Source organism: Muriicola sp. E247, from assembly GCF_041358175.1.
Taxonomy (GTDB): Bacteria; Bacteroidota; Bacteroidia; order Flavobacteriales; family Flavobacteriaceae; genus Muriicola.
The window spans coordinates 44,339-69,013 of the sequence record NZ_JBGKBE010000006.1 but is presented as its reverse complement, the minus strand read 5'-3'; the positions used below and the strand labels follow the sequence as shown (position 1 = coordinate 69,013).

General features: G+C 43.0%; 20 protein-coding genes and 1 riboswitch. Of the genes, 8 read left to right on the top strand and 12 right to left on the bottom strand.

Features of this window, described 5'->3' with window-relative positions; all coding sequences use genetic code 11:
* Positions 1-4: 4 nt before the first annotated feature.
* The 4 genes from ACA086_RS10065 to metK form a co-directional block, all read right to left on the bottom strand.
* Entirely contained in the window at positions 5-1,186 is a 1,182-nt protein-coding gene (locus ACA086_RS10065; RefSeq protein WP_371003175.1) for a PLP-dependent aspartate aminotransferase family protein, read from the bottom strand.
* A gap of 17 nt (positions 1,187-1,203) precedes the next feature.
* On the bottom strand, positions 1,204-4,605 hold the full coding sequence (thrA, locus tag ACA086_RS10060; RefSeq protein ID WP_371003173.1) for a bifunctional aspartate kinase/homoserine dehydrogenase I: 3,402 nt from the start codon (positions 4,603-4,605) through the stop codon (positions 1,204-1,206).
* A gap of 54 nt (positions 4,606-4,659) precedes the next feature.
* The gene (locus ACA086_RS10055) at positions 4,660-5,952 is read right to left on the bottom strand and encodes an O-acetylhomoserine aminocarboxypropyltransferase/cysteine synthase family protein (protein ID WP_371003172.1); all 1,293 of its coding nucleotides are present in this window, start codon (positions 5,950-5,952) and stop codon (positions 4,660-4,662) included.
* A 124-nt stretch (positions 5,953-6,076) separates the two neighbouring features.
* Positions 6,077-6,188: riboswitch (SAM riboswitch) on the bottom strand.
* A 75-nt stretch (positions 6,189-6,263) separates the two neighbouring features.
* Positions 6,264-7,520, bottom strand: coding sequence for a methionine adenosyltransferase (gene metK / locus ACA086_RS10050; RefSeq protein ID WP_371003171.1), 1,257 nt, complete (start codon positions 7,518-7,520; stop codon positions 6,264-6,266).
* 284 nt (positions 7,521-7,804) lie between these two features.
* Here metK and ACA086_RS10045 point away from each other — a divergent pair, with 284 nt between their 5' ends.
* Positions 7,805-8,419 (top strand): deoxynucleoside kinase, encoded by a 615-nt coding sequence (locus tag ACA086_RS10045; RefSeq protein ID WP_371003170.1) that lies wholly within the window; start codon positions 7,805-7,807, stop codon positions 8,417-8,419.
* Between the two features lie 68 nt (positions 8,420-8,487).
* On the opposite strand, the gene ACA086_RS10040 is transcribed toward ACA086_RS10045, so the two are convergent.
* The 3 genes from ACA086_RS10040 to ACA086_RS10030 all read right to left on the bottom strand — a co-directional run bounded on the left by ACA086_RS10040 (position 8,488) and on the right by ACA086_RS10030 (position 14,634).
* On the bottom strand, positions 8,488-10,896 hold the full coding sequence (locus tag ACA086_RS10040) for a sodium-translocating pyrophosphatase (RefSeq protein WP_371003168.1): 2,409 nt from the start codon (positions 10,894-10,896) through the stop codon (positions 8,488-8,490).
* A 116-nt stretch (positions 10,897-11,012) separates the two neighbouring features.
* Positions 11,013-13,505 (bottom strand): DUF5686 family protein, encoded by a 2,493-nt coding sequence (locus ACA086_RS10035; RefSeq protein WP_371003167.1) that lies wholly within the window; start codon positions 13,503-13,505, stop codon positions 11,013-11,015.
* 151 nt (positions 13,506-13,656) lie between these two features.
* Positions 13,657-14,634 carry a pyruvate dehydrogenase complex E1 component subunit beta gene (locus ACA086_RS10030; protein ID WP_371003166.1) on the bottom strand — a complete coding sequence of 326 codons (978 nt, stop codon included), beginning with the start codon at positions 14,632-14,634 and terminating at the stop codon, positions 13,657-13,659.
* A 175-nt stretch (positions 14,635-14,809) separates the two neighbouring features.
* Between ACA086_RS10030 and ACA086_RS10025 the strand changes: the two genes are divergently transcribed.
* The 5 genes from ACA086_RS10025 (at position 14,810) to ACA086_RS10005 (ending at position 19,697) form a co-directional block, all read left to right on the top strand.
* The gene (locus tag ACA086_RS10025; RefSeq protein ID WP_371003165.1) at positions 14,810-15,556 is read left to right on the top strand and encodes an electron transfer flavoprotein beta subunit/FixA family protein; all 747 of its coding nucleotides are present in this window, start codon (positions 14,810-14,812) and stop codon (positions 15,554-15,556) included.
* A 27-nt stretch (positions 15,557-15,583) separates the two neighbouring features.
* Complete coding sequence (locus ACA086_RS10020; RefSeq protein WP_371003164.1) at positions 15,584-16,552, top strand: electron transfer flavoprotein subunit alpha/FixB family protein; 969 nt, start codon at positions 15,584-15,586, stop codon at positions 16,550-16,552.
* Between the two features lie 89 nt (positions 16,553-16,641).
* Positions 16,642-17,271, top strand: a complete 630-nt coding sequence (locus tag ACA086_RS10015; protein WP_371003163.1) for a bifunctional nuclease domain-containing protein — start codon at positions 16,642-16,644, stop codon at positions 17,269-17,271.
* Between the two features lie 18 nt (positions 17,272-17,289).
* Positions 17,290-18,765 carry a NupC/NupG family nucleoside CNT transporter gene (locus tag ACA086_RS10010; protein ID WP_371003162.1) on the top strand — a complete coding sequence of 492 codons (1,476 nt, stop codon included), beginning with the start codon at positions 17,290-17,292 and terminating at the stop codon, positions 18,763-18,765.
* Between the two features lie 107 nt (positions 18,766-18,872).
* A complete protein-coding gene (locus ACA086_RS10005; RefSeq protein ID WP_371003161.1) occupies positions 18,873-19,697 on the top strand; it encodes a thymidylate synthase in 825 nt (274 codons plus the stop codon).
* Between the two features lie 92 nt (positions 19,698-19,789).
* Here ACA086_RS10005 and ACA086_RS10000 read toward each other — a convergent pair whose 3' ends face one another.
* Positions 19,790-20,086 carry an isoamylase early set domain-containing protein gene (locus ACA086_RS10000; RefSeq protein WP_371003160.1) on the bottom strand — a complete coding sequence of 99 codons (297 nt, stop codon included), beginning with the start codon at positions 20,084-20,086 and terminating at the stop codon, positions 19,790-19,792.
* Positions 20,087-20,211: 125 nt separating this feature from the next.
* Positions 20,212-21,327, bottom strand: coding sequence for an aminotransferase class V-fold PLP-dependent enzyme (locus tag ACA086_RS09995; RefSeq protein ID WP_371003159.1), 1,116 nt, complete (start codon positions 21,325-21,327; stop codon positions 20,212-20,214).
* A 139-nt stretch (positions 21,328-21,466) separates the two neighbouring features.
* On the opposite strand from ACA086_RS09995, the gene ACA086_RS09990 reads away from it, so the two are divergent.
* Both ACA086_RS09990 and ACA086_RS09985 read left to right on the top strand, forming a co-directional pair.
* Positions 21,467-21,856, top strand: a complete 390-nt coding sequence (locus tag ACA086_RS09990; RefSeq protein ID WP_371003158.1) for a 2TM domain-containing protein — start codon at positions 21,467-21,469, stop codon at positions 21,854-21,856.
* Positions 21,853-22,347: a dihydrofolate reductase gene (locus tag ACA086_RS09985; protein WP_371003157.1), complete on the top strand. Its 495-nt coding sequence runs from the start codon at positions 21,853-21,855 to the stop codon at positions 22,345-22,347. The genes ACA086_RS09990 and ACA086_RS09985 overlap by 4 nt, the downstream gene beginning before the upstream one ends.
* Here ACA086_RS09985 and murI read toward each other — a convergent pair.
* The 3 genes from murI to ACA086_RS09970 all read right to left on the bottom strand — a co-directional run bounded on the left by murI (position 22,344) and on the right by ACA086_RS09970 (position 24,602).
* A complete protein-coding gene (gene murI, locus ACA086_RS09980; RefSeq protein WP_371003156.1) occupies positions 22,344-23,132 on the bottom strand; it encodes a glutamate racemase in 789 nt (262 codons plus the stop codon). The genes ACA086_RS09985 and murI overlap by 4 nt on opposite strands.
* A gap of 84 nt (positions 23,133-23,216) precedes the next feature.
* The gene (locus ACA086_RS09975) at positions 23,217-23,726 is read right to left on the bottom strand and encodes an OmpH family outer membrane protein (protein ID WP_371003155.1); all 510 of its coding nucleotides are present in this window, start codon (positions 23,724-23,726) and stop codon (positions 23,217-23,219) included.
* A 42-nt stretch (positions 23,727-23,768) separates the two neighbouring features.
* The gene (locus ACA086_RS09970; protein WP_371003154.1) at positions 23,769-24,602 is read right to left on the bottom strand and encodes an OmpH family outer membrane protein; all 834 of its coding nucleotides are present in this window, start codon (positions 24,600-24,602) and stop codon (positions 23,769-23,771) included.
* Between the last annotated feature and the right edge of the window lie 73 nt (positions 24,603-24,675).

Here is a 24,675-nt window from a genome sequence, read left to right as displayed (position 1 = left end):
ATTGTCAGTTGGACTTTTCTAAAGCCTGGGAAATATCCCTGATGATATCGTCAATATGCTCCAGTCCAACAGAGATTCTTACAAGACCCGGACTGATTCCGCTAGCTTGCCGCTCTTCTTCTGTAAGCTTACTATGGGTAGTGGATGCCGGATGGGTGACTATGCTCCTGGAATCACCCAAATTAGCAGACAGAGAAAGTAACTTAATAGCATCGAAGAAGCGTTTCCCTGCCTCTGAACCCCCTTCAATTTCAAATGCCACTACACAACCTCCGGCTTTCATTTGCTTCTTTGCCAGGGCATATTGAGGATGGGAAGGGAGGAAAGGATATTTTACCCTGGCCACCCGTTTATGCTTTTCAAGATAGTTAGCAAGCTCAAGCGCATTACTGCAATGCCTGTCAATCCGAACAGAAAGGGTTTCCAGACTACGGGATAATAACCATGCATTAAAAGGCGAAAGTGCCGGGCCCGATATGCGCGCAAAGCGATAGATGGTATCGACCAGATCTGATCGTCCCACAGTAATCCCGGCCAGCACCCTGCCCTGCCCATCCATGAGTTTCGTACCCGAATGAATCACGAGGTCTGCTCCAAATTTCATAGGCTGTTGTAAATATGGTGTAGCAAAGCAATTATCTACAATAAACAGCAAATTGTGTTTTCGGGCGATCTCTCCAAGTCGGGCCAAATCCACCAGGTCCACCCCGGGATTTGTAGGCGATTCGGCATAAATTACTTTTGTAGCAGGGGTAATCAAGTCCTCAAGGGAATCGAGGTCCTCTAGCTCAAAATAAGTGTGAGAAATCCCCCATTTTGGAAAAAACTGTGTAAAAAGGGAATGCGTTGAGCCAAAAATATTTCGGGCCGACAGAATGTGGTCTCCGCTTTCCAATAGGGCAGCAAATGTTGAAAAGACAGCAGCCATACCCGAAGCGAAGGCAAAACCGGCCGGCGCACCTTCCATAGCACACACCTTTTCTATTAGCTCAGAACTATTGGGATTGGCATATCTCGAATAAATATTCCTGTCCTTTTCCTCGGCAAAAGATGCACGCATATCCTCGGCATCCTCAAATACAAAACTCGACGTCATGTAAATAGGACTCGAATGTTCCAGAAATGAAGAACGTTCCATTTGTATCCTAATCGCATCTGTCTCAAACCGGTTTTGCTCCTTTTCCATTAGGTAAGTATAATCCGTTATATTTTTTCTGCGATTCTCAAAATATCGCCAAAAACCCCTCTTGCCGTAACAGCAGCTCCCGCCCCTGCTCCCTGGATAACAAGGGGGTGTTTCCCATACGACTCAGTATAGATTTCGATGATTGAATCTGACCCCCGCACCTTCCCCAGGCTGCTTTCTTCAGAAACGGCAATCAACTTTACCTCCAGTATCCCTTTTTCCTTCTGCAAATTACCGTGTAGATCTCCAACATAACGCAGAACCTGCCCCTTCTGTAACTTCTCTTTTTTCTTTTCCATCAGCGGATTAAGTATTTCTATACTTTCAGCAAATTCTTCTGCTGTAAGGCCCTGTAATTCCCGGGGGATAAGGTTTTCCACCTTAACATCCTCAATCTCATTCTGCAACTGAAGCTCTCGGGCAAGGATCAGCAATTTACGCCCCACATCCATTCCCGATAAGTCCTCCCGTGGATCGGGTTCTGTATATCCAAGGCTCATCGCCTCCAGAACTACTTCAGAAAATGGAATGTTTTTTTCGGAAAACGTATTAAAAATATAGGAAAGGGAACCAGAAAATACACCTTTTATCCTGGTGATATTCTCACCTGATAAATGAAGTAGTTTTATGGTATCGATCAGTGGCAGGCCTGCCCCTACATTCGTCTCGTATAAATATTGTTTTAGAAACCGCTCTAACTCTTCCCGCAACAACTGATAGTAATCATACCCAAGGGTGTTGGCAATTTTGTTTGACGATACGAGGTCAAATCCATTTTCAACAAAATCGAAGTAATGAGCTACAAATTCTTCGCTGGCAGTGTTATCTACAGCAATTAGATTTTCCAGGTGATGTTGTCTTGCAAAATTAAAAACCTCCGAAAGTGCAAAGGAATTCCCATTTTCTCTGATCTCTTTCCTCCAGTCGTTTCTAATTCCGTCCTTACTGAGCAGCAAGGTTTTGGAGTTACTCAAGGCAAAAACCCTGAGTTGAATACCCTTCCTTTTTTCAATCGACTCACTTGCATGCAGAATCTGATCGAGAAGTGTGCCTCCCACATTTCCATGACCAAAAACCGCGAGATTAATTCGCTTACTCACGCCAAAGATCTGTCCGTGCATCACATTTAATGCTTTATGGAGATCTTCTCGTTTTACTACCAAGCTGATGTTTTTCCCCGTTACCGTATTGTTAAATAGCAAGGGAATAACATGATTCTTAATCAATGCATTGTAAGGTTTATGAAAAGTGCTCAGATCCTGACCAATAATAGAGATCACAGAAACATCATCGACGATATTGATGGTATTGATATCCTTTGATTCAAAATCGGATTCAAATTCTTCTTTCAACGCCCTACGGGCAATTTCTGCCTTGTCTGCGTTCACCAGAAGTCCGATACCCCTTTCTGAAGAACCCTGGGAGATGATACTAACACTGATATTATTCCTGCTCAGGGCTCGGAATATCCGGGCATCTACCCCTACTTTACCAAGAAGACCTCTTCCTTCCAGGTTGATGAGCGCTTCATTATCGAGCACTGAAAGAGAGCGTATTCCTTCCGCTTCTGAGGTGGCACTAATCAGTGTCCCCTTGTTCTCTTTATTAAAAGTATTAAGGATTCGAAGAGGAATATTTTTCTCCAGAAGGGGGATAATGGTTTTGGCATGCAGGATGGTTGCACCAAAATTGGCCAGCTCATTGGCTTCTGCATAAGAGAGTTTATCTATTCGTCTCGCCTCTGGCACCCATTTCGGATCGGCTGTATAGATGCCGTCAACGTGGGTGTAATTCTGTAATTCTTCTGCGTCGAGGAAATTGGCCAGAAGAGAAGCTGTATAATTGCTCCCATTCCTGCCCAGTGTAGTTGTCTCCCCTTTTTCTGTAGCTCCAATAAAGCCTGCAATTACGGGGGTTACCCCGGCCTCAAACGAATGAAAAAGTTCCAGGACCCTGCTTCTCGACACTTCGTCCTTCACATTTGCATTGCCAAAGTTTTCGTCAGTAATGATCAACTCCCGTGAATCTATCCATTTTGCCCCAATCCCCTTACCTATAAGTAATTTGGTGATCAGCTTGGTGGAAATAAGCTCTCCAATAGCCAATACCTGATCCCGGATTTTGGGACTGTAATCTCCCAGCAGGGCCACTCCTTCTAAGAGCTGTGCCAGTTCCCTGAATTGATCGGACAAATCGACATTTTTAAAACTATGCCTTTGATAGCTTTCGAACCTTTCAAATTCTTTTTTGTAATCCTCCCCCTTGGCTGCAAGTTCAAGGATAGTGCCCAACTGGTCAGTAGCCATTTCCCTGGCCGACACTACAACGGCAAGTTTCTCCCCGGCCTTCACCCCCGAAACAATGATCTCCAGTACTCTTTCTATACCTTCCCCGTTAGCGAGAGATTTCCCCCCAAAATTGAGAATCTTATATCGGTGGGAACGCTGGTTCTTATTAAAAATAGGATCAAGAAGCTGATGCATTTGCTCAAATTCCATCAAAAAGGCATCGTGTCCGTGCAGGGATTTTATCTCCCCATAGGTAACATTACTCCTGGCCTGAGCCATTTGCTTGTAAGTATCTTTATTCTCACTAGCTGAAAAAAAGAGATCAGAATCCACCCCTATGATATGAATGTTCGTTTCACTCTGTCGCAAGTTTTTAAACGCTTCATCCCCGCTACGGGTGATATCTATAGTCTTAAGAAGCTGGTTGGTTAGTTTGTAAGCTGACAGTTGAAAGCGTTCCTGTAATTTCCTTCCGTGGTGTAATAACCAACTTTCCACATTAAAAACGTTCAATTCTTCATTGGTACTCCTTTTAAAACGTTCTTTAAAAGATTCGGGGGTACGGTAGCACAGCATGGCGTGCATCCTTGCATCGTGTACAGGATTTTTCGAATTCACTAAAAACTGTTCCTGTATCTGGCAATTGGCAATTAGCCAGTCTGTCGACTTCCAGTCGGATGCCACAGGAATCAGGTGCGTTGTTATTTCGGGGTTGAGAGCCGCCATTTCCCAGGCAATTCCTCCTCCGAGAGACCCCCCAATAATAGCATACACCTTGAAAATCTTCAGCAATTCAAGTCCGCTTAAAAAGATCCTCGCAATATCCCCGGCGACGAAATCCCTGTAGTTATCAATGACAAAGCCATCATAACCATTTCCGGGAATGTTAAATGAGAGAACTGTATATCTGTCCGTGTCAATACATTTCTCTTTCCCGACCAGGTCATTCCACCACCCATCGGGGCCACAGATATTAGAATTGCCCGTTAAGGCGTGATTCACTAAAACAACTGGTGCAGAATTCAATGGCTTTCCAAATACCTGATAGGAAAGCTGAATATCCCCAGTGACCCCACTTAAGGTTGTATATCCGGGAATATTCAGTTGTTTTAATCCTGCTACTGCCTTCATCTCTTTGGCTTTCAGACCCATTTACTAGGAGAATTTGGTGATGTTTAGTGCTGATTATGCCAAAACCGATTTTTCAATTTTCGCAAATGCCTGTTCAAGGTCTGCTGTCAGATCCGACAAATCTTCCAAACCAACAGACAACCTGATGAGGTCCTTGGTTACTCCAGTTGTAAGTTGGGCTTCATCATCTAATTGCTGATGTGTTGTACTTGCCGGATGAATGATGAGCGACTTGGTATCTCCAATATTTGCCAAAAGCGAAAATACTTCGGTTTCATCTGCGATTTTTTTGGCTGATTCATAACCCCCTTTCACTCCAAAAGTGACAATACCACTCTGACCTTTGGGCAGGTATGCCTCGGCCAGAGGAAAGTACTTACTACTTTCCAGCCCGGGATAATTTACCCAGGAAACTTCCTTTCGGTTTTCCAGCCATTTGGCCAGGGCAAGGGCATTTTCACTGTGCTTTTTAATCCTTACCTCAAGTGTTTCAAGCCCCTGAATAATCTGGAACGCATTAAACGGACTCAGGCAGGCGCCGTGATCGCGAAGGCCTTCTATTCTGACCTTGGCTATAAAGGCAGCCGGTCCAAGAGCATCGTGATATACTAATCCGTGATAACCGGGAGAAGGCTCTGTAAACTCGGGAAACTTCCCACTAGACCAGTCGAATGTTCCTGCATCAATAATGGCACCCCCTAAAGCGGTTCCGTTGCCATTAATGTATTTTGTCAGGGAGTGGATCACGATATTAGCCCCATGTTCAATGGGGTTTAATAAGGCCGGGGTGGCAACTGTATTATCCACAATAAAGGGAATCCTCGCCTTTTTTGCCTCAGCTGAAATCGCCTTCAGATCAAGTACGTCCAGTTTTGGATTTCCCAGGGATTCAACAAAAATGGCTCTTGTGTTTTCTTTGACGGCCTTGCCGAAATTAGCAGGATCTTCAGGATCCACAAATGTGGTAGTGATACCAAGGCGTGGCAGGGTAACACTAAGTAAGTTATAAGTGCCCCCGTATAAGCTGTTGGATGCAACAATATGATCCCCCGCCTTTAATAATACCAACAAGGCAGTATTGATGGCCCCGGTACCGGAAGCTGTTACTACCGATGCGATGCCACCTTCGAGTGCTGCCAGGCGCTGCTCCAGGATGTCGTTGGTAGGGTTGTTGATCCGGGTATAGATATTCCCGAATTCCGCAAGGGAAAACAAATTTGCGGCATGGTCCGAATTGTCGAACACATAAGCTGTACTCTGGTAAATCGGGATGGCCCTTGTCCCCCCGTGCAATTTGGTGTCGTGACCAGCATGCAATGCTTTGGTCGAAAAATTTTGATCGCTCATGATTTTAGTTTTTTTATTTGTTAAACATGAAATAAAAAAGCCAAACCACACTACGGCTACTGTTAGCCGGAGTACAAATCAAAAAAGTTAAAAAGAAAGAGAAATTACCGATGGTAATAGGTCTGTGTTATCTGTCCTGCCGTATGCATGATAGAATGTAGCACCTTCTTTGCTTCTGACACAAAGGGTTGCTAAGGCTTCAAAGGGTCTAGTCCCTCCACCTTTCTTGATAACTATTCAATAAGAGTTTGAACTTTGAATTGTCAAATATAGGAACGGAATTTTTAAAAATCCTAATTATCCTACTAAAATTATATGTTAAATGCTTCCTGCACCAGTTCAATCATATCCAGTTTTTCCCAGGTAAACAACTCTACTTCTCGTTTGATACGCCCGTTATAAGGCGACTCAAAGACCTTGGTCACCATCTTGGGTTCTTTCCCCATATGGCCATAAGCAGCAGTTTCGAGATATATTGGATTTCTTAATTTCAGACGTTCTTCAATCGCAAAGGGTCTGAAATCGAACAAATCAGCCACTATTTTTGCTATCTCCCCATCTGTCATATTTATTTTCGCTGTACCATAGGTATCCACAAAAACGGAAGTGGGTTGTACTACCCCAATGGCGTAACTGATCTGTACAAGTATTTCTTCGGCAACGCCTGCGGCTACCAGGTTCTTTGCTGCATGACGTGCAGCATAAGCAGCGCTTCTGTCTACCTTACTCGGATCTTTTCCGCTGAAGGCGCCCCCTCCGTGTGCTCCTTTGCCCCCATAGGTATCCACGATAATCTTTCTACCGGTGAGCCCGGTATCCCCATGGGGCCCTCCAATGACAAATTTCCCTGTCGGGTTGATATGGTACCTGATGTCGTCGGTAAAAAGTTCTCTTGTTTTTTCCGGCAACCTCTTTTTAACCCTTGGGATCAGAATAGCCAGGAGATGGCTTTTGATGGTCTTTAGCATTTTCTGGTCGTCCTCGTCAAAGGGGTCGTGCTGAGTTGAGATGACAATAGTATCTATCCTCAATGGGACGTTATCATCAGAATATTCAATGGTTACCTGTGCTTTGGCATCAGGGCGTAAATAGGTAATGTCGTCATTTTCTTTCCGAAGTGCGGCTAGTTCCTGGAGGATCTTATGAGAAATATCCAGCGCAAGCGGCATATAATTTTCAGTTTCTTTGGTGGCATATCCAAACATCATCCCCTGATCACCTGCTCCCTGCTCTTCCTTGGTTCCCCGATCTACCCCCTGGTTGATCTCTTTAGATTGTTCATGTATCAAAGAAATTATTCCACAGGAATCCCCACTAAACTGGTATGCACCTTTGGTATACCCAATCTCATTGATTACTTCACGGGTTATCTGCTGCAGATCAACATAAGTATGACTTTTCACTTCCCCCGCAAGCACAACCTGCCCGGTGGTAACCAGGGTCTCACAGGCCACTTTGCTTTCGGGGTCAAAAGCCAGGAAATTATCAAGAAGGGCATCGCTGATCTGATCGGCGATCTTATCAGGGTGTCCCTCACTTACAGATTCGGAAGTAAATAAATATGGCATACCGTTTTCTTAGCTTGTGAGAAGGGATTCGAAAAAATGCCAGAGAGAAGTTTACAGTGCACGGAAATCGGCAGAAACTGCTTTAGCATTTTTAGAGAGGTTGCAATCAGTCAAATCCGTCCTCTTCGTTAATGGGCACAAAAGTACATATTTGGGTTTGAAATAAAAATTTTATGATGTCTATTTACAGATAGTATTTCATCCACTATTTTTTTCGATAGCCAAGATACTTTGTATATTGCTATCCTTTCAAAAATACATCAAAAGCCAAATAAAAGGATCCTATGCACATCGCCGTTGCCGGAAACATCGGGGCAGGAAAGACAACTCTGACCGAATTACTTTCAAAACATTATAAGTGGGAAGCGCATTTTGAAGATGTGGTAGACAATCCCTATCTGGACGATTTTTATACTCAGATGGAACGGTGGAGTTTTAACCTCCAGATCTATTTCCTGAACAGTCGTTACCGGCAGATCCTCAAAATCCGGGAGAGTGGGAAAAACGTTATTCAGGACCGGACTATTTATGAGGACGCTCATATATTTGCCCCCAACCTTCACGCCATGGGCCTGATGACGAACAGGGATTTTACAAACTATACCAGTTTATTCGAACTTATGGAAAGTCTGGTGCAACCCCCGGACTTGCTGATCTACCTTCGCAGTTCTATCCCTAACCTCGTCAATCAGATCCACAAAAGAGGCAGGGATTATGAAAACACAATATCCATAGACTATTTGAGCAGGTTAAATGAACGCTACGAAGCATGGGTCCATGGCTATGAAAAAGGTAATCTTCTGGTGATCGATGTGGATCGGTTAGATTTTGTAGATGACCCGGAACACCTTGGAGAGGTCATCAATAAAATAGATGCAGAGATTCACGGTTTATTCTAATCTGATTTTAAAACACAAAAAAGGCCGCTGTTAAACAGTGGCCTTTTTTTATCAGATAAAAGTAAAGTCTAGTTCTCCTCTACTTCTTTTTCAATTACCTTTTTGATCTTGATCTTAGTTCCTTCTTCCATTTGGTTCATGGCCTCAATCTGAGCTTCCACCTCTTCCATAGTCCCCGAAAATGTCTTTTCATCTACATTTTCTTCGCCATCTTTGGTAGTTGTGGTTACTACTTTAGCGGTAACTGTGCTATCTTCATTCTCTTCCATACTTACCTTCACTTCTTTCTGCATACTATGTTCTACATTCTCCATTCCCATTTTCTCCATATTATAGGAAGAAACTGCATCAGAAGAAAGTGCAATACTCGGCGCAATTACCAGGGCAACAACAGACATTAACTTTAAAAGGATGTTCAGGGAAGGTCCTGAAGTATCTTTAAACGGATCTCCAACAGTATCTCCAACAACTGCAGCCTTATGGGCATCAGAGCCTTTACGGCCATCAGCTTCTATCATCTTCTTGGCATTATCCCAGGCACCTCCGGCATTCGACTGGAAGATGGCCATCAAAACACCTGCAGAAGTTACACCTGCCAATAGTCCGCCCAGCATTTCAGCACCCCCTATAAAACCAATAGCTACAGGAACTGCAATTGCTAAAAGACCCGGAAGTACCATTTCTTTAATAGAGGCTTTTGTAGAAATATCAACACATTTGTCGTATTCTGCATATCCATCTGCAGCATCAAAAATAGCCCGGTCAGCTTCAGAAGCTTTAGACATATCTGAATCGTACTTACGCATCACCTCCAGGGCCGCTTTTAATTGAGGGATATCCCTGAACTGACGACGAACTTCCTCGATCATAGCCATCGCCGCACGTCCTACTGCATTCATAGACAAGGCAGAGAAAACAAAAGGCAACATAGCTCCTACTAATAAGCCGGCCATAATATCAGGTCTGGAAACATCAATAGTGTTTACGTTTGCTACCTTCATAAAGGCGGCAAATAAAGCTAATGCTGTTAATGCCGCAGAGGCAATCGCAAATCCTTTTCCAATAGCAGCAGTGGTATTTCCAACAGCATCTAATTTATCGGTTCGTTCACGAACTTCTCCGGGTAATTCAGCCATTTCGGCAATACCCCCGGCATTATCTGAAATTGGTCCGTAGGCATCAACTGCCAGCTGAATTCCTGTATTTGCAAGCATCCCCACGGCTGCGATAGCGATTCCGTATAATCCTGCAAAATGATGCGAAACCAAAATGGCTCCTGCGATCAATAAAATCGGAACAGCTGTAGACATCATCCCAACTCCTAATCCGGAAATAATGTTGGTTGCAGCACCGGTTTCAGATTGCCGAACAATAGCACTTACCGGTTTTGTTCCTGTTCCTGTGTAATATTCGGTGATCTTCCCTACTCCTAATCCGGCTACAAGTCCGGCAATTGTCGCCCAAAATACACCCAAAGCGCCAAATGGCAGGCCTTCAACTGTATCAGGGATCATGGCGTGAATAATAAAATAAGATGCGATCACCATTAAACCGGCAGATCCAAACTCACCTATATTCAAAGCTGTTTGCGGATTACCTCCTTCTTTTACTTTTACAAAGAAGGTTCCTATGATAGACATTATGATTCCAACTGCTGCCAACACTAAAGGTAAATAGACAGCACCAAGACCATCTAAATCAGGGGTAAATATATATGCTCCCAAAACCATTGTTCCGATGATAGAACCCACATAGGATTCAAAAAGGTCGGCTCCCATCCCGGCAACATCCCCAACATTATCTCCTACGTTATCGGCAATGGTAGCAGGGTTAAGTGGGTGATCTTCGGGAATTCCCGCTTCCACTTTTCCAACAAGGTCAGCACCAACATCTGCTGCTTTGGTATAAATTCCTCCTCCTACACGTGCAAAAAGGGCGATAGATGACGCCCCTAAAGAAAATCCGGATAATACATTTAATACTAATGAAACATTATCTGCGCCCGGCCAGATGTTCTGATAGATCATAAAGAGACCACTAAGGCCTAATACTCCTAAACCAACTACTCCAAGTCCCATAACGGAACCTCCGGCAAAAGCAACTTCCAAAGCTTTTCCCAGGGAAGTCCTGGCTGCCTGTGTTGTTCTTACATTGGCTTTGGTTGCAACACGCATCCCTATAAATCCTGCCAAGGCTGAACAAATGGCGCCTACACCGAAAGAGAGTGCCACCATTCCATTAGATCCAGCTTCGTTTTCACCTTTGAAATAGAGAAGTACAGCAACGGCAACAACAAAGATTGACAGTATTTTGTATTCTGCCTTAAGAAAAGACATAGCGCCATCTGCAATGTTTTTTGCAATTCTTGCCATTTTCTCGTCTCCTACTTCCTGTTTAGAGACCCACATGTTTTTAATAAAGACAAACAGCAAGGCTAGTACACCAAATGCTGGTAATAGGGTTACGATTAGTTCCATATTGATTTGTTATTTATCTGTTAAAACGGCTGCAAAAGTAGTAAAACCGATCTGAATATAAAAGCAATAATTGACCTCAATAATTTGTACGAAGAACGGGAGAGTACCAAGCTAAATCAGAAATTAAAGCCAAAGGTTCCGGTTACGCTAAAAGGCCTGGCATCAGGGCTTTCCAGATAATTTCCTCTGAAGTTAAAATCGACCCTGAAAATCTTGAAGATGTTACTAATCCCAAATGAGTATTCCCAATAGATCTTGTCTGAAGGCGCGGCAAGGGGAATGTTGGTTGGACTATTAAGGGCTATGTTCTCATCTGAAAGCTGTCCCCAGGCACCACGGAGACCTACAATTTCCCTTAGATTCCAGTCGCGAATTACAGGTATACGAGAAAACAGCCGTCCATTAAAATTCTGTTCCAGATGGAGGGCGATATAGGTATCTGTAACAAATTCATAGAAATCCAGGTTTGGGAAGGTATTGTACAAGGTAAATAATGTTTGATTTCCTGGGATTACATTAAGCAGGCTAAGAGGTACGGCCTCTGTAGTCTTTCCCATTTCCACAGTACTCAGGAGTCGGCCAAATCCACCTATTTGCCAGGGTTGGGTGTAGGAAAACTGATATTTGGCATAACTGAAATCGCTTTCGAGAAAGCCTTCTAACCCCCTGGTATAATTAAGTAGCAGTGTTGCGTATTCATCGTTGACATTCCGTCGTTCCACTCCATACCCTATGGTCCGTTTCCCCGGGGTATAAATTAGCGTAGTTGTAAGATCAAATTGTTTTATCTCTGAAGATATCCCTGTGGGAGATTCCGGGTCAATATAATCCAGGTTAAAGGCCTGAGGCAGGGCTGATCTCAGGGTTCGGAAGGAACCACCGAATCTCATTCTGAAATTCTTAAAGGGTTCGGCTTCGAGGTTGAGCGTGCTGAGATTTATACTGGTAAGGCGGTCATTATTCCCAACCGTCAGGACCGATGAGGAGGCTACACTCCTTCCCAAAACATCATTCGTTGCTGTGAGACTTAGGCCCAACTGTTCAATATCGCGGCGGTTTCCACCGGAGATAATCAGTCTGCTTTTCTTATCTAACAGGAATTTGGCCGAAAAACCGTGTTTAACCTTTTTGTCCATAAAGCCATAAGCCATGTACCCTTCCAGCCGCCAGGGATCGTTCTGTCCAAAATAGGTACGCATCCCTCCCCGGAGACGTATACCTTCTGCATCGTTATAGCCAAAAGTGCTGTAGATGCTTCCGATATCCATGTTCCATTTGTCGATCTCCACATAGCCTGAGCTGAGGATGCTTACCAGATTGTAATACGTCTTAAATTTCGGAACAGTTTTAAGAGTATCCAGCAAAGCGTATATTCCACTTTCGTCTTTATTCAGGGATTCCAGCCTGTTATTGCTCCAGAATAGGCTATCGCGTTGGAAGACCTGTGGATCGAAGGGATCAGAAGCTGTTCTGTAAAATTCCTCAGGTTTTGCCTGGTCAAATTTATAATTGTCATAGACAGTGGTTCGCTTTCCGTAAACACCTTTAGACGATTCCTTTTTATTCAGGGCAAAGTCGGATAACATATAATCCCTTTTCAGGAGGAAAACCGAATCACTAACCACTTCAAAATCCTGCTCTATGTAAATCTCCTTTACCCAATTAATATTGGCGCTTTTTGTTACTTCGAGGTTGATCTTCTTCAAGGCGTATGTAGTATCATTCACCCAGAAATCACCTTTAAAAGTAAGTTCATTCTTTCGCCTCGGATAGTAGATGATATGGTAGCACCATTTGTTGTCGATATAGGCACTGTCTGAAAGGACGTAATTGTATACATCGATTCCGGTGCGTGACAGCGGACTGGTAAAACTCTTATCAAAAAACTTAAGGTAGTTGGCATATACGTCATAATCGGAATACAGGTCCTGAACAAAGGCGGTTATCGCCTGGTTGTTTGTAAATCCAGAATTCTTATTCCCCAGCACATCTTCCCGTTCCTTCTGGATCTCGTTGTTCCCGTAGACCTTTGAAAAAACCTCATTGAGGAAAATGGGCAAATAGGTCTTTCCGGTTATTCGTGAAGTGTCGAGGTCTGCAAAGACAAATTCGAGTCCCTTGAACACCCTGCTTTTGATCAGGGCACTGTCTATAGTATTGAGATCGAATTCTACCTTCTCGTATTTGTCGTATTCGTATTGTTTAAATTTGCGAAGTCCGTTTATCCTTTTCTTGGCCCATATCTTTCTAAGGATATCGATGGCCGGATTGTCTTTTTTAGACCGCTTTCCTATATAGACCACTACTTCATCGAGCTGCTCGCCTTCAGATAAAACAATCCTGAGGTCGTAGTTTACGGTAGAGACAAGTTCAATATCCCTCGTTTGATACCCGATAAATGATACCTGAATGGCGTTGTAGCTCTGGTCTGATTCGAGATAGAATCTACCATTGTCATTGGTGATCGTCCCTTCCGTTGAGTTTGGAAAAATGACATTGGCAAAGGCCACAGGATCTCCATTTTCATCTACAACAATACCACTTACCTTCGTTTGAGAAAAACAAAGGGTTGTGATAAAAAATAATAAGGTAATCAAGATTATCCTCATAGATAAAGGGCGTAATCCCGGGAACTATTTTAAATTCTATTCTTAATTCCCTTCTTATTTGGGTTTTACATCTTCCGGAAAAAATACGGATAAAAAAAACTTCGCCAGCACCGGAGTGACGAAGTTTTAAAAAGTTTTATTAAGGTCTCAATTATTTGTACATCACCTTTTTAACAGCATTGATAACATCCTGGTGATTGGGTAACCACTCTTCCAGTAATCCCGGGGAATACGGGGCTGGAGTATCTGCCGTATTGATCTTTACTATGGGTGCATCCAGGTAGTCAAACGCTTTGGACTGCACCTGGTAAGTGATCTCTGTGGCTACATTCCCAAAGGGCCACGCCTCTTCCAGAATCACCAGACGATTAGTCTTTTTTACAGATTTCAGGATAGCTTCACTGTCCATAGGCTTTACGGTCCGGAGGTCAATAATCTCACATTGAATTCTTTCTTTTTCAAGTTCTTCGGCAGCTTTATAAGCTTCTTTAATGATCTTGCCAAACGAAACTATTGTGACGTCTTTTCCTTCTCTCTTAATTTCGGCAACACCCAGGGGAATAGTGAATTCACCTTCGGGCACTTCCCCTTTATCCCCATACATCTGCTCAGATTCCATAAAAATTACCGGGTCGTCATCACGAATAGATGCTTTGAGCAATCCTTTGGCATCTTTAGGATTTGAAGGTACTACAACCTTAAGACCGGGGCAGTTGGCATACCAACTTTCAAAGGCCTGTGAATGCGTAGCGGCAAGCTGACCCGCAGAGGCCGTAGGTCCTCTGAAGACGATAGGACAATTGAACTGCCCTCCAGACATTTGTCTGATTTTAGCCGCATTATTGATGATCTGATCAATTCCTACAAGAGCAAAATTGAAGGTCATAAATTCAATAATAGGGCGGTTACCTATCATGGCAGAACCAACGCCTATCCCTGAAAAACCTAATTCTGAAATAGGAGTATCAATAACCCGTTCAGGGCCAAATTCATCCAGCATCCCTTTTGATGCCTTATAAGCACCATTGTATTCAGCCACTTCCTCCCCCATCAGGTAAATCGACTCGTCTCTCCTCATTTCTTCAGACATGGCTTCTGCAATAGCTTCCCGAAATTGAATTGTCTTCATATGCTTGTATTTCTCATCCTGAATTGTGATCAAAATGCCAACAAAAATAGGAAAATATCCTTCAAAAAGACCTTACAAAAAAGGAAAATCAATTTAAATTTTTATTATGCATGCATAGTATTTTTGAATTTTATTGGTTATCTTTGAGGCCTTATTATTTCAAAAAATACCTCATATGAATATATTAGTTTGTATCAGTAATGTTCCAGATACGACCTCCAAGATCAATTTTACCCAGGACAATACTAAATTCGATCCTACGGGTGTTCAATTTGTGATCAACCCCAATGACGAATTTGGTCTTACCCGTGCTATGTGGTTTAAGGAAAAGCAGGGTGCTACGGTACATGTGGCCACTGTGGGAGGCCCCAATGTAGAATCTACAATGAGAAAGGCCCTGGCAATTGGTGCCGATGAAGGAATAAGAATCAACGCTGAGCCTACCGACGGTTATTTTGTGGCTCAACAACTCGCCGAAGTAATAAAAAACGGCGGGTACGACTTAATCATCGCAGGCAGGGAATCCATCGACTACAACGGCGGAATGGTACCGGGAATCATCGCAGCCACTCTCGACATAAATTTTGTCAACACTTGTATCGGCTTAGAAATCGAAGGTGAAAATGTGAAAGCCATAAGAGAAATAGACGGGGGAAAGGAGACCCTGGAAACATCTTTACCCCTGATCATTGGCGGGCAGAAAGGGCTTGTAGAGGAAAGTGACCTGAGAATTCCAAACATGAGGGGTATTATGATGGCGCGACAGAAAAAATTGAATGTTCTGGAGCCTGTCGACTCTGATCATGCCACTACTGATAAGTCGTTCGACAAGCCTGCGCCGAAAGGCCCGGTTAAACTTGTCGACGCGGAAAACGTAGAAGAATTGATTGATTTGTTGCATAACGAGGCAAAAGTAATTTAATAGTACTCCTAAAAAAATATAAAGAATATGTCCATATTAGTTTATACAGAAGCCGAGAGCGGAAAGTTAAAGAAGAATGCTTTTGAAGCTGCCTCTTACGCCTATAAAGTGGCAGGGGAAATGGGAACAGAGGTAACCGCTATCAGCTTTAATGTCTCTGATAACTCAGACCTTGGGAAATACGGAGTAAGCAAGGTATTAAAGGTGGAGGATGAAAAATTAAAGACTTTTCATGCCAGAGCATACGCCAGTGCGATTGCCGAAGCGGTTAAAAAGGTGGGAGCACAGGTGGTGATCCTCAGCTCCAGTACCGATTCTAAATATTTGGGAGGATTGCTTGCCGGGATGCTTAAGGCCGGATATGTACCCAATGCAGTTGCCGCACCTGACAGCGTTCAACCCATGGTAGTTAAGAGAATGGCCTTTAGTAATAAAGGTTTTGCTCATACCGAAATCAATACAGATATTAAAATTATCGGTGTGTCTAACAATGCGTTCGGAATAATTGAAAATTCTACCAGTCTGCAGGAAGAATCTTTTAGTCCTGAAGCGGGTGAAAAGGACTTTGCAACCAGGTCAGTAGAAGTAGATAAAGTGGTTGGTGAGGTAACTATTGCCGATGCCGACATTGTAGTATCTGCAGGTCGTGGCCTTAAAGGACCGGAAAACTGGGGTATGATAGAGGAACTGGCTGAAGTACTGGGAGCCGCAACAGCATGCTCAAAACCAGTTAGTGATATGGGATGGAGATCGCATGGGGAACACGTTGGGCAGACTGGGAAACCCGTGGCCAGCAATCTTTATATTGCCATTGGTATTTCAGGTGCCATTCAACACCTTGCCGGGGTAAGTGCCTCCAAAGTCAAAGTAGTGATCAACACCGATCCGGAAGCTCCCTTCTTTAAAGCAGCTGATTACGGAATCGTAGGGGATGCCTTTGAAGTAGTCCCGAAACTCATCGAAAAATTAAAGGAATTTAAGGCCCAGAACGCCTAATTTTTGTTAATTTGTGCCTTTAAAGGGCTGTTTAAATACCAGGGACAATCCTTACTATTTAAACAGCTTTTTTTGGTATTTGAGTGATTATGAGTCTAGTTAGATTAAAAATTAAAGGAATATCTTACAGTCAAACACAAAATGGGGCATATGCCCTTATTTTAAATGAGGTTGACGGAGATCGAAAACTTCCCATTGTGATTGGAGCTTTTGAGGCACAATCCATTGCCATTGCTCTTGAAAAAGAGATCAAACCCCCCAGGCCTCTCACTCACGACCTGTTTAAAAATTTTGCCGACAGGTTCGATATTGTTGTCAAACAGGTGATCATCCACAAGCTTGTTGATGGCGTTTTTTATTCTAGTATCATCTGTGAGAGAGAGAAGGTGGAGGAGATAATCGATGCGCGTACTTCTGATGCTATCGCCCTTGCCCTTCGGTTTAACGCTCCCATTTTTACATATAAAACTATTCTTGATAAAGCGGGTATTTTTCTCAAATTCTCTTCCAAGGAAAAGGATAAAGACGAAGTTGATGACAGTATAGTCGTAGATGAGATTTTACAGGAAGGTGAAACCGTGGAGATTGATCCGGGTTCATCTGCCCCGTATAAGGAATTGAGCATGGATGAACTTCACAAAGAGCTCGACAAAGCGGTTGCCAACGAAGATTATGAAAAGGCAGCCAGGCTACGGGACGAAATTTCCAAACGCAAATGATTTACTAGACCTCTCTGTATGAAGCCAGGAATTTGGATCCTTTCCCTTTTTATGTTACTGTTTTTCCATGGCTTTGGTCAAGAGATTCCCACAATAGACAGCGTGGAATTGGATAGTACGGCTCAAGTCTCTGTTTTGTCTGTACAGGAAGTTACTCCTGATATAGTGAGTCCGATCATTGCTAATCAGGGTTTTTCCCTCGATAGTCTCTGGCGTGGTGCTCTGGGCATGCTGGCCCTCCTCCTGATCGCATATCTGTTCTCTTCTAACCGCAGGGCGATAAACTGGAAAACAACAGCCATAGGCCTGGGCATACAACTATCCCTTGCCATAGGAATTCTCAAAGTACCTGCAATACAATGGTTCTTTAATAAACTGGGGCAGTTTTTTAATGAGATCCTGAAATATACAATGGCAGGCAGCGAATTTATATTCGGTGGCCTTCTCAATCTCGACAATCCCAACATAGGCTATATTTTTGCCTTTCAGATCCTGCCGACAATCATTTTCTTTTCTGCTCTAACGTCAGTTCTTTACTATCTCGGTATCATCCAAAAGATTGTAAAAGGCCTCGCCTGGTTGCTTACCCGATTTCTGGGTATCTCGGGAGCTGAAAGTCTGAGCGTTTCAGGAAATATCTTTTTGGGTCAGACCGAAGCCCCCTTATTGATCAAGGCTTACCTGGAGAAGATGAATAAATCTGAAATCCTTTTAGTGATGATCGGTGGAATGGCTACCGTTGCGGGGGGCGTACTTGCAGCCTATATTGGTTTCCTGGGAGGAAATGACGAACAGCTCCGACTCGAATTTGCCCGGCACCTTATTGCGGCATCCGTTATGGCCGCCCCGGGGGCTATTGTGATCTCAAAAATCCTCTATCCCCAAACGGAAAATGTAAACAGGGAAATCCAGGTCTCCACGGAAAAAATTGGCGCAAATATCCTCGATGCCATTGCAAACGGAACCACAGAAGGCTTAAAACTGGCTGTTAATGTTGGAGCCATGCTATTAGTCTTTGTAGCCTTTATCGCCATGATTAACGGTATTCTGGGCTGGGCAGGCGATCTTACCGCCATCAATAGCTGGATTAGTGAAAATTCTGTTTATGAACAGCTTTCGCTGGAAGCTATTCTCGGTGTAATATTTGCGCCTTTGATGTGGTTGATAGGGGTTAATTCACAGGATGTTTTACTCATGGGACAATTGTTGGGAGTAAAACTGGCCGCCAGTGAATTTGTAGGGTATATACAGCTGGCTGAGCTTAAGGATTTCAGCAGTGGCACCCATTTCTCTTTTAACAAGTCGATTATCATGGCAACTTATATGCTTTGCGGGTTTGCCAACTTTGCCTCTATCGGTATTCAGATTGGTGGGATTGGTTCCCTGGCGCCGGGACAGCGTAAAACGCTCTCTGAATTCGGGATGAAGGCCGTTTTAGGAGGAACCCTGGCATCACTTCTCTCCGCCACATTTGCCGGAATGATCCTGGGGTAGTGTCGGCCCTGCTTTCGTTGATAAGTTTTAAAAAGAACCATGCTTCACTGATTTAATCTAAGGCAGGGATTTTCTAATTTTACAACAACATCATATTTGACATATTTATGAGACAATATCACGACCTGCTCAAACACGTCCTGGAGAAAGGAAATAAAAAAAGTGACCGCACGGGGACAGGGACCATTTCTGTTTTTGGCTACCAGATGCGATTCGACCTCAATGAGGGATTCCCTATGGTCACCACAAAAAAACTGCATTTAAAATCCATTGTTCACGAATTGTTGTGGTTCCTTAAAGGGGATACCAATGTGAAGTACCTCCAGGAGAACGGAGTGCGTATCTGGAATGAATGGGCGGACGAAAATGGAGATCTGGGGCCCGTCTATGGGCATCAATGGCGGAACTGGAATGGAGATGGAATCGATCAGATCCAGGACCTTATCGACAAGCTAAAAAACAACCCTGACAGCCGCAGGATGATGGTTGCCGCCTGGAACCCCAGTGTTCTGCCAGACTCCTCAAAGTCCTTTGCTGAGAATGTTGCAGAAGGCAAGGCGGCGCTTCCTCCCTGCCATGCCTTTTTCCAGTTTTATGTGGCCGATGGAAAACTTTCCTGCCAGCTTTACCAGCGAAGTGCCGATATATTTTTGGGAGTTCCTTTTAATATTGCTTCTTATGCCTTGTTCACATTGATGGTTGCCCAGGTCTGCGGTTACGAACCAGGAGAATTCATCCACACCTTTGGGGATGCCCATATCTACAACAATCATATGGAGCAGATCGAACTACAACTGAGCAGGACCCCCAGGCCACTTCCTAAAATGGTCCTGAATCCGGAAGTAAAAGATATTTTCGATTTTAAATTTGAAGACTTTACCCTCCTTAACTACGACCCTCATCCCCATATTAAAGGAATGGTAGCGGTTTAAGTCCGAGAATTCATCCTTTGATTATATATGAACAAAAAAAAATCCGGAGCCTTTTACAGACTCCGGATTCTAATTTTTTCTAACCTCCTGGATTAAAGCTCCAGTACGGCGTTCTCAGCACCGGCGAAATCGTTCCACTGATAACGATCAGCTTCTGCTTCATTTACATAAGCCCCATCAACTAGGTAACGGAATTCATAAGAGTTCTCTTTTGGAAGATCAAAAGTTCCTTTAAAGTTTCCGTTCTTAAGTTTTTTCAACATGCTCCCTTTTGGGTTCCAGTTGTTAAAGTCGCCAACTACGGCTACTTTTTTTGCATCTTCTGCAGGTACAGTAAAGGTTACTTTAACTACAGGTTTAGTTTTTAAGTATTGTTTAGAAATTGCCATCTTACTAGGTTTTAAAATTCGAGGCAAAATTAATGTATTAAATATCTCATTTACAACGTTTAACGAATTATTATCAAATTCATAATTATTCAGTAAAAAATATCAACATTGGTAATTTTACCCCCTTAATTTTTATAAGAACCTAAGGAAGATGGGGCTGATTTCAGGATATCCACAATGGTGTTTAAATCAGATTCTGAGTTGTATAGATGAAAACTAAGTCGGATTCCTCCACCACGCTGGGAACAACATACATTATTATCGCTTAAATAAGAAAACAGCTTATCTCCTCCCCTGATATTCAGGATGGCACCATGAGTCTTACGCTTTGCAACCGCTTCCTCCAGCAAGTTGAGCCCAAGCAGTGATTCCCTGGCCTTCTCTATCAAAGCTTTGTTGTGCTTTTCAATGACCTTGATATCCCATTCCATGAGTTTTTTAATCGAAAAATCGAGACTCCCGAAACACGTACTGTCCAGATGGCCGGGTTCTAATCGTTTGGCAAGTCGAATATCATTTTTCGCCTCTATATTCCCATTCACTGAATTAAAACCAACCGATTTTAGGGAAAGACGTTCCGAGGCCCGTTCGGAAAATAACATATACCCGTTCCCCGTCCCCGCCAACAGCCATTTATAACCACTGCCGCCCAGGATGTCGAGCCCTGAATCATCGAAGTTAAAATCAAAAGCTCCGCAATACTGAGTTCCATCAGCTATCATCAACAGATCGGGATACTGTTCTCTTATGTACCTGATAAATTCACTCGAAATCATTAACCCATTCTCCCACTGCACAAGGCTAAAAGCAAAAACGTCGATTTTTCCATTCTTCAGTTGCTCCTCAATATGGCTTTCTACTTTATCATCGATTTTTGCATAGGTCAAATTAAAGTCCCTGCTCTCAAAAGGCCAGTTCACAGATGGGTAATCGCTCTGTAACAAGAGGACATTATTTTCTTTTGGCAAACCTTCAAGTACTGTATTTAATGCCAGGGAAAAATTAGGGCTAAGTGAAATTCTGTTGCGATCACATCCAAGGAATTCTCCAAGTGTATCCCTGACGCCGGAGATCATATGAAAACTATCCATTTTCATCTCACTCCCTCCGATTAAAAAATCGAGATCGTGTTCTTGCCTCCATTCCTGGAGTTCTTCAGACATCAACCCTATAGCCGCTGTGTTCGCATAAAGAGATTGTTTTACAAGCGGGAATGATTTCCGGATTTTATTTATGTCCATTATTTGGTATTTTTTAAGGTATACATTGAGGATATACAGTGGATCCCTTGTCTACGAAATATTTGAAGATTTTACTTTTAATTCGCAGGCTCTTAAAATCCGATTTCATCTATCTTTGTAGTTAAAGATAAGGATTCAGATGTTCTCCAAAACGAAAAAGGGCTCCGGAATAGACCTCGAACAACACGAGCAAATCGAATACGCCCAGGAACGAATAAGGCAGAAAAAGAATCTGTATCGTCATTTTGTCTGGTTCCTGATTGGCAGCGTGGGACTTGTATTGATGAACAAAGTTTTTAAGTACGGAGAAGCCTATGATTGGGCCTACTGGGCTATAGGGTTTTGGAGCCTGCTCCTTTTAGTTCATCTGGTCAATGTATTTATCCTTAGTACGTTTATGGGACGCGACTGGGAAAGGGAACAGCGTGAGAAGCTGGTTCTCAAACAAAAAGAAAAAATAGCGGAGCTTCAAAAACAGTTGGAAAAAGAATTTCCCCATCCCGGACCTCCAAAAAAAAAAGTGGATTGAGTACTCTTATCATAATTGCAGCAGCGGCGGAAAACAACGAGCTGGGAAAGGACAACCAACTTCTGTGGCATTTACCTGATGATTTTAAACGATTTAAAGCCATCACTACCGGTCATCCTATTATAATGGGCAGAAAAACTTTTGAAAGTTTTCCAAAGCCCCTTCCCAACAGATTTCATATCATCATCACCCGGGATTTATCCTATTCCACTTCGTACGGGAACTGTAAAATTGTCCATTCTTTGAAGGAAGCCCTTACGGTGGTGGATAAAGATAAAGAGGCTTATATTATTGGAGGAGGAGAGATTTACACCCAGGCCATGGAATACGCAGATATGATTGAGCTTACACGCGTGCACGGGAAGTATGAAGCAGATACCTATTTTCCTGAAATCGACCTGAAAGAATGGGAACTCCTAAGAGAAGAATTCCATCCGTCTGATGTGAAGCACAAAGTATCCTTTAGCTACCTTACCTATAAACGACGTTAAAAGTCGAGATACTCAATTTCCAACTCCCCTTGTTCATCTTTTAAAAACCGGGATAACAATTCAGCATCGGTATTGCTGAAGAATTTGTATGAGGGTTCTCTCTTACCTGTATTCAACAATTTATGTTGCTCTAATACCTTTTGTGTTTGTTTAGCCACGGCTTCGCCGCAATCGATGATCTTTACATGTGCAGGCAGTTCATCCTTCAGGATAGGAATCAGAAAAGGATAATGAGTACATCCCAACACGAGATGATCTATTCCTGCTGCTGTCATGGTTTGAATATACTTTCTCAATAAGTTCCTCACTTCCTGGGAATGTGCCTGCCCTTTCTCAATTAGTTCCACGAGTCCGGTACCCACCTGCTCAAGAATTTCAATATTTGCTGCGTGATTTTTAGCCGTACTGTGAAATAAAGCACTGGTGAGGGTACCCCGGGTTGCCAGCACCCCTACCTTTCCAGAAACGGATTGCAGGGCGGCCGGTTTGATAGCAGGTTCTATCCCAATAAAGGGAACAGTATAATTCTTTCTGAGGTGGTCTATTGCATTAGTAGTAGCGGTGTTGCAGGCTACGACGATGAGTTTACAATGATTTTGTAAAAGCAATTCAGTATTCTTGATACTGAGTTCGAGGATGACTTCTGGTGATTTTTCCCCGTAAGGTGCATTCTTACTGTCGGCCAGATAGATAGTATCTTCAAATGGCATCTTGTTTCTGAGCTCTTTCCAGATGGAAATCCCACCAACTCCCGAGTCAAAAATTCCAATCGGCCTGCGATCCAATGCGTTTTTATTTTAATGTAAAGGTGTATAAAAATAAAAAAACCGTCCTTGTGAGGACGGTTTTTTATAAGGATTTATTTCAGATTAAAATCCCAATTCCTGTTTAACTTCCGGCAGCAGGTCTTTACCCTTTGCTACTATAAGTCCGCCTCCCTGGGTAGAATCCATTACGTATTCTATTCCTTGTGCAGCAGCTACTTTTTCAATAGCGGCCATGGCTTTTTCGGAAATTGGCTGGAACAATTCGGCCTGTTTTTTGGCAAGTTCCTGTTGAGCTGCTTGCTGGGCTTCTCCAATATTCCTTTCAAATCCCTGAAGTTCAACGGCTCTTTTTTCGTTTTCTTCTTTGGTTTTTGCCGATGCCTCACTTTGATACTGTGTATACTTGTTTCGCAACTCGGTCATTGAGCTTTCTATATCGGCCTTGTAGGTCTCCTGTAATTTCTTTAATTCAGCCTGGGCTGCCTTCATCTCCGGCATTTCCGATAAAAGTTCGGTTACATTGATGTGAGCTACTGAGCTCTGTGCATTTACAAACCCTGTAGCGGCAACGAACAATACAAGGGCTACTGCTACTTTCTTCACGTGTTTCATGACTTTAAATTTACTATTTGAGTGTTATTATTGAATTCTAATTTATTGATCTATTGTGTCTTTTTTCTTTTCAGTTTGCTTAGCTCTTTCGGCTTCTTTTTCTTTGCGTTTGGCCTCGCGTTCTTCTAATAATTTCTTTCTGCGTTCTTCATATGCCTTCCGGCGTTCTTCCCGAAGTTTTAACTGCTCTGCCCTTTTTTCCTCTGCTGATTGCTTTCGGATATTTTCGGCTTCCTCAGCTTTCTCAAGTCGCTCTTTAAGCGCATCGGTCATTTCTTCATCTTCCTCTGCTGCTGCTTTTTCAAATGCTGCCAATCGGGCTTTTTCAGCTGCTTTATTGGGCTTGCTAACCCTCCTTGTTCTGGCGATACCTCTCAACACTAATTCGCTGATATCGTGCCTTTTTTCGGAGTACAACATTACGACATCCGCAGATTTATCGAAAATAAAATCGTACTTTTTATTAGCTCCTATCGCCTGTACTTCATTGAACACCTGGTCCTGGATAGGTTGAATCAACCTTCGCTTTTGTAGCACCAGATCTCCGTTCGGTCCGAATCTGTCCTGCTGATATTCGAGCATTTCCCTTTCAAGAATCTGAATTTCCTCAGTTCGCTCTGCTATCAACTCATCAGTAAGCAGTACTTTTTCTGCCATCAGATCATTCTTCATCTGGTCTATTACCCCCTTCTTTTCCTCAATCTCCAGTTTCCACCTTTGCACTTTATTCTCAAGTTGCTCATTGGCTTCCCTGTATTCTTCTACATTTTCCAGGATATATTCCATGTCCACGTATCCTATCCTTACTCCGCGTTGGGCGAAGGAATTCAATGTGGTCAGAAACACTACAGTTATTAAAAGAACTTTTGTCTTCATGTTACTCAGGTTTAGTACATAGAAAATATCGTGCCAAAATTACTAAAACTTTTAGAATGAGTGCTTTACCTTT